Origin of the sequence: uncultured Stenotrophomonas sp. (genome assembly GCF_963519125.1) — a bacterium.
Lineage (GTDB): Bacteria > Pseudomonadota > Gammaproteobacteria > Xanthomonadales > Xanthomonadaceae > Stenotrophomonas.
Window position 1 is genome coordinate 242,868 of sequence record NZ_CAUQLJ010000004.1, and the last position, 6,332, is coordinate 249,199.

The 6,332-nt window shown below is 63.3% G+C and carries 7 protein-coding genes and 1 pseudogene; all 8 read right to left on the reverse strand.

Annotation, left to right across the window (positions count from 1 at the left end; genetic code table 11):
* Window positions 1–2 precede the first annotated feature (2 nt).
* Window positions 3–1,148, reverse strand: coding sequence for an MltA domain-containing protein (locus RYM47_RS05310; protein ID WP_315386507.1), 1,146 nt, complete (start codon window positions 1,146–1,148; stop codon window positions 3–5).
* Between the two features lies 1 nt (window position 1,149).
* Window positions 1,150–1,893, reverse strand: a complete 744-nt coding sequence (locus RYM47_RS05315) for an N-acetylmuramoyl-L-alanine amidase (RefSeq protein ID WP_315386508.1) — start codon at window positions 1,891–1,893, stop codon at window positions 1,150–1,152.
* 428 nt (window positions 1,894–2,321) lie between these two features.
* Window positions 2,322–2,894 (reverse strand): hypothetical protein, encoded by a 573-nt coding sequence (locus RYM47_RS05320; protein WP_315386509.1) that lies wholly within the window; start codon window positions 2,892–2,894, stop codon window positions 2,322–2,324.
* Window positions 2,895–3,047: 153 nt separating this feature from the next.
* Complete coding sequence (locus tag RYM47_RS05325; protein WP_315386510.1) at window positions 3,048–3,434, reverse strand: hypothetical protein; 387 nt, start codon at window positions 3,432–3,434, stop codon at window positions 3,048–3,050.
* A complete protein-coding gene (locus RYM47_RS05330) occupies window positions 3,431–3,808 on the reverse strand; it encodes a hypothetical protein (RefSeq protein ID WP_315386511.1) in 378 nt (125 codons plus the stop codon). Before RYM47_RS05330 ends, RYM47_RS05325 begins: the two co-directional genes overlap by 4 nt.
* A 259-nt stretch (window positions 3,809–4,067) precedes the next feature.
* Window positions 4,068–5,498, reverse strand: a complete 1,431-nt coding sequence (gene amt / locus RYM47_RS05335; protein WP_315386512.1) for an ammonium transporter — start codon at window positions 5,496–5,498, stop codon at window positions 4,068–4,070.
* A gap of 18 nt (window positions 5,499–5,516) precedes the next feature.
* Complete coding sequence (locus RYM47_RS05340) at window positions 5,517–5,855, reverse strand: P-II family nitrogen regulator (RefSeq protein WP_070207933.1); 339 nt, start codon at window positions 5,853–5,855, stop codon at window positions 5,517–5,519.
* 251 nt (window positions 5,856–6,106) lie between these two features.
* Window positions 6,107–6,332, reverse strand: a pseudogene (gene glnA / locus RYM47_RS05345) (glutamine synthetase); the annotation flags it as partial.

Genomic DNA, 6,332 nt, shown 5'->3' on the forward strand with positions numbered 1-6,332 from the left:
CCTTACTCGACAGCAGTGGAAGTGGGTAGCGCCGCACCCTTCGGCCATAGCAGCCACAGGTTGCCCTTCTGCTTCATGTCGCCCGCCAGCTTGCCGGCGGCGTCTCCCGTGCCCCAGTACAGATCCGCGCGCACTTCGCCGGCGATGGCGCCGCCGGTGTCCTGCGCAGCTACCGGGCGCACCACCGGGGTGCCGTCCGGGCGGGTGGTGGACAGCCACAGCAGGCTACCCAGCGGCACCACAGTGCGATCCACCGCCACGCTGTAACCGGCGGTGAGCGGCACGTTCAAGGAGCCGCGCGGGCCTTCGTCGCCGTCCGGGCCCTTGGTGAAGAACACATAGCTGGGATTGCTCGCCAGCAGCTCGGGTACGCGCGCCGGATGCGCGTTGGCCCAGGTACGGATGGCGTCCATGGTGACGTCTTCCTTCTTCAGCTCGCCTTGCTCCACCAGCCAGCGGCCGATCGGGCGGTACGGGTGGCCGTTCTGGTCGGCGTAGGCGATGCGCAGCTGGCGGCCGTCGTCCAGGCGGATGCGGCCCGAGCCCTGGATCTGCAGGAACTGCAGGTCCATTGGGTTGGTCAGCCAGGCCAGTACGGGTGCGTTGGCACCTTGTGCGTTGATCTTCGCCGCGTCGTCATAGGGCCGCAGCACGCGCCCTTCCACGCGGCCGCGCAGGCGCTCGCCCTTGAGTTCGGGGTACAGCTCATCAAGCTGCACGCTGACCATATCGCTGGGCACGCCGTAGACCGGTACGGTGGCCTTGGCGGTGCGGGTCAGGCTGCCGCTGTAGACCGGTTCGTAGTAGCCGGTGATCAGGCCGTCGGTCCGGTGGCCGCCTGCGCGCAGAGCGTACACCTGCAGGTTGTCCTGCAGGAACTGGCGGATCGCCGTTGGGGTGTTCGATACGTTCGCGGCGGATGCGCAGGTAGAGGACCAGACCGCATCGCTCTTCAAGCGCGGGCAGGCGCTGCGCCACGCGGCGAAGCCGGCCTGCAGATCTGCGTCGGCAACGTCCGGAAGCGCCTTCCAGTCGGCCTTGGCATACGTGCTGGTGGGCGGAGCGGCGGCTGGCTTGGTCGTAGGAACGGTGCTGCAGGCGGTGAGAAGGGTCAGGCCCAGAAGGGCGAAGGCAGAATGCTTGGTCATGTCACCGGGTCTGTAGCAGCAGCGAATGCAGGATGCGGGCGTCTTCCGCGTCGAGGGTGGGCGGCAGGTCGTCACGGCCGCGGAAGCGGCGGTGGAACGCGCCTACGGTAGCAGCGCGGTCGTCGAGTGCGTAACCGAAGGCCTGCAGGCCCAGCCACGGATCGAAACCCTCGGGCGCGGGGCCATCGCTGGCGCGCGGCCACACCCCGAAGCCGGCTTCCGCCAGCTGCTGCCAGGGGAAGTAGCGGCTGGGGTCCTGCTTGCGGGCGGGGGCAAGGTCGGCGTGGGCGATGATCTGGCTGCGCGGGATGTCCAGGCGGGTGCACAGGTCAGTGAGCAGGCGGATCAACGCCGCGATCTGGTCGGGCGCGAACGGGCTGTTGCCATCATTGTCGATCTCGATGCCGATCGAGGCCGAATTGAGGTCGGTGATGCTGCCCCAACGGCCGCCGCCGGCATGCCAGGCACGCAGGTTGTCGGCCACCAGCTGGTAGATATGGCCATCGGAACCCACAAGATAGTGCGAGCTGACCCGGCCGCCGCTGTTGGCGGTGCGCAGGGTGTGCAGGCTCTGCTGCACGTTGTCCTGGTCGGTGTGGTGCAGCACGATGATGACCGGGCTGCGCACGTTATGGTTGGGCGAAGGCACCCAGGTCGCCAACGGGCTGCGAACATCGGTACTGGTGGCGCACCCGGCGAGCAGGGCGGTGGCGAGCAGCACGAGCGGGAGGCGGAATCGGCGCATGGCTTGATTGTGCGTCATAACGGGCGCCGATGCGTGGGCTGCGCCCTGTGTGGCCGCCCGCAGCGCAGCCTGCAACCTCACGACCTGACGAATGAAACGTTGTATAGGAACATGGGAATGACAATGAGTGCCAAGGCGACTTCCCATGCGCGTGCCCATTTCAAACTCCTCATGCGCGCTATCAGGATGCAAACCAGCACAGGCAGTGACAGTGTGGCAACTACGCCCGCCAGTCGAACCCAGTCGCCGTACGGAGCGGATAGTAGTTCCGCCGCCAGTCTCGAGCGTCGATTCCAATGGGAATAGGCTGAGACTGACTCCACCAGAAGGCAGAGCAACCATAGGGAATGGTACAGCCACTCCAGAAGCGTTCGTTTGGCCCCACCCATTTCGCCCCCAGAATTCTTCAAATCAGGCTCCAGCCTGCATCACAAAGGTAACCCACAGGTGATGTCTTGTAGGGCGGCCCTTGCGCGGAGATTTGCACACCGGTGAATGCCCGCTTCGGCCTCTACCATGTAGGCAAGGTCCTGGAGCTGGCGCGAGGCTTCAATGGAGGCGCACGAACCAGCATCCACAAGGAATGCGTCCAAGGAACCACGATCGGTCGCTCCCTCGGGATCCTGAGCCGCGTCGACCGCGTTAGCCAGCTCGACTGCGATCAACAGAATCCTGCCGTCCAATGCTACTCCCTTCACCATCGCGTCCCGCGTCATCAGGATCGCGTCCGTCGCCATGAGCACAAGCTCGTCGGATACAGACTCAATCTCAAACTCATCAGGGACAGACATCGGTCCGCCTTCATCAGCACTCGCCACCCACATGGAGTCAAGCTCCCTCCTCAGCCTGGACCGATCACACGCCTGACGGGCGTCAGGGCGGGAGAGGACGAAGAACATGCGCTCGCAAGCCGCCAGCATCACAGCGATACCGGCGTCTGGTGGCAACAACGAAATCCGACTGGCAATCTCGGCGACGTATCGGTCGTACATCTCGCTCACACTGTCGTCTCCAGCCTCTTCGAAAAATCACATTGCCAGTTCGCGACAGGACGCTTATCGGAGAAGGCAACGCACTCACATGTTAGATCCTTCATCTGACACATGAGCATCCCAGATGCATTACGAACTGGCAAAAGCATCCATCACGTTCGTTCAAGAGGAGGGGATATGCGTGGCAGATGCCGCAAGAAGCAGCCATGACCCAACGGCGAGCAACCACTCCAGCGGGGGAAAGCGACGCAACTTCACCATTCGCACAAGAAGAACGACTGTCAGTAACGGCAACGATATCAGCGCCGTTGCGAATAGCTGATGGATGATCGGCTTGACGAGGCTGCACAGCCCGGCCTCGAAAAGACCCCTTTCCGTGCAACCCATAAAGCTGAATTTGAGCTCATAGTTGACGAGCACACCGATCCAGCTCAAGAGGCAGAACATCCACGAAACCTCATAAGCACGCTTAAGCGTCACACATCCTCCTGCGGGATCATCGAGTGGCCGCCGACTACGTATGCTGTCGAGACCGATCTCAACATTCAAGGCATTGGCACTATGATCCGCAATCCGGAGTTGTCCCTGACCGCGTAGAGAGTCTCCAACTGGAACGACAGTACAAAGTTGAACGGCTGCGACGCCGCATAGGAGAGTACGAATTCCATGATGTCCGCCAAGCTTTCATTAAGATTATCCGCTCGGTAGTGAAAGGATCCACGGACGCCAACGCACCAATCCACTTGCAAGGGATCGCCTAGTACTTCTTCTGGTGAGGAGTCATACCGGAACAGGAACTGGCAATGCGACCGATTGAAGAAGCCTGAGGCAGCACCCTCTACAGGTTCCATCTGGATGTCCATCGCCATCAAGGTATCCGAGACGCCTCGCATGCTCGCGCCTGTCTCGATCTCAATCCACATCGTGAGACTCATTGGCCACCTTTTATCACGGTAGTTTCTCCGTTCTTCATGATATAGACCGCCCTGAGTCCTGAGACGGGATCAGCGCGAAGGGGCCGGATAAAGTAGGAGAATCCCCATTCTTAGCGAAAGTGAGACATCGCGGTGAAGCCTTCAGGCATGAAAAAGCCGGCGGTCCGAAGACCGCCGGCGGTGACGTCAAGAGGTAACGTCGATCAACGCAAAGGTATTGCCCCGAAGATACTGTGATGTCGCGCGGTCAGACCTCGTAGGCCGACTCGCCATGCGAGGTGACGTCGAGACCGGTGCGTTCTGCTTCCTCGGTCACGCGCAGGCCGAACACCATGCGCACTACCAGCAGGATCGCCACGGTGACCACGGCGCACCAGACGATGGTGAAGCCGACACTGACGAACTGGACCCAGACCTGGTGGCCGATGTCGAGGTCGGCCTTGGTGCCGCCCAGCGACTGTGCACTGAACACACCGGTGAGCAGCGCACCGACGATGCCGCCCACGCCGTGCACGCCGAACACGTCAGCGGTGTCGTCGACCTTGAGCAGGCGCTTCAGGCCGGTAACGCCCCACACGCAGACCACGCCGGTGACCAGGCCGATCACGATCGCACCCAGCGGGCCGACGGTACCGCACGCCGGGGTGATGCCGACCAGGCCGGCGACGGCGCCGGAGGCCGCACCCAGTGCGGAAGGCTTGCCCTTGCTGACCGCTTCCACCAGGGTCCAGCCCAGCACCGCAGCGGCGGTGGCGAGGATGGTGTTGATGAAGGCCAGCGAGGCCACGGTGTCGGCGGCAGCGGCCGAGCCGGCGTTGAAGCCGAACCAGCCCACCCACAGCAGCATCGCGCCGATGTATGTGAACGGCACGTTGTGCGGCTTCAGCGCGGTCTGGCCGTAGCCGATGCGCTTGCCGACGAAGTACGCGGCGACGAGACCGGCCACGCCGGCATTGATGTGCACCACGGTGCCACCGGCAAAGTCGATCGCGCCCATCGCACCCAGGTAGCCACCACCCCACACGATGTGCGCCATCGGGATGTAGCTGAGGGTGAACCACAACGCCGAGAACAGCAGCACGGCCTTGAACTTGATGCGCTCGGCGAACGCACCGACGATCAGCGCGGTGGTGATGCCGGCGAAGGTCGACTGGAACGCGACGAACAGATAGTCCGGCAGGCCCTTGATCGGCGTGTTGCCGACCGAGTCGGGCGTGAAGCCCTTGAGGAAGGCGAACTGGGTGAATGATCCGAAGAACTGGTTGCCTTCGCTGAACACCGCGCTGTAGCCATAGGCCACCCACAGCATCAGCACCAGCGAGAACACCACCAGGATCTGGCTGAGCACCGAAAGCACGTTCTTGGAGCGCACCAGGCCGCCGTAGAACAGCGCGAGGCCGGGTACCACCATCAGCAGCACCAGCAGGGTGGAGGTGAGCATCCAGGCGACGTCGCCACGGTCATAGGCGGGTGCGGCTTCGGCTTCGGCGGCGGGCGCCGGCGCAGCTTCGGGAGACGGCAACGGCTCGACCGCAACGGTTTCCGACGGCGCGGGCGAGACCTGGGCCTGCGCATGCGCGGTGCCGGAGAACGCACCCACGGCCAACGCACTGAACAGCATCAACAGGCACACGGCATGGAACCGGGCTTGCCACCCGGTGAACAAGGACGTCTTCATTGTGGACTCCGAGTGGGGTTAGAGCGCGTCTGCGCCGAATTCGCCGGTGCGGATCCGGATGACCTGTTCGACGGCGGTGACGAAGATCTTGCCGTCGCCGATCTTGCCGGTGCCGGCGGCGGTCTGGATCGCTTCAACCACGGCGTCCAGGCGTTCGTCGGTGACCACGGTTTCGATCTTGATCTTGGGCAGGAAATCCACGACGTACTCGGCGCCGCGATACAACTCGGTATGGCCCTTCTGGCGGCCGAAGCCTTTTACCTCAGTCACGGTAATGCCCGACACGCCCGCGTCGGAGAGGGCCTCGCGGACCTCGTCGAGTTTGAACGGCCGGATGATGGCGGAGATCAATTTCATGCGCATGCCCCGAAGATGGATGGAGCCGGCAGCCACTTGCACATGGCCACCGGGTCGTTTGCGCCGGACTGCATGGACCGCGATGACGCGGGAGGGAGGAAGGCCCATGCTGCGCGTCCGGTCTCTCTTGCCCCTGTACAACGTTGCTGCGTGGTGCCCGCGCATGGCTCCCCAGCCGGTGTGCGGTGGTACGAAAAGCGGTGGCGATGCAGAAGGTGGGAGGGAAGTCCTTCGGCATCGCCACCTGTTGCTCAGACCGCGTAGTACATCTGGTATTCCAGCGGATGGGTTGCGGCGCGGAAGCGGGTCACTTCCTGCATCTTCAGCGCGATGTAGCCGTCGATGAAGTCGTCGGTCATCACGCCGCCGGCCTTGAGGAACTCGCGGTCCTTGTCCAGCGCTTCCAGTGCCTGGTCGAGGCTGGAGCAGACCTGCGGGATCAGCTTCTCTTCTTCCGGCGGCAGGTCGTACAGGTCC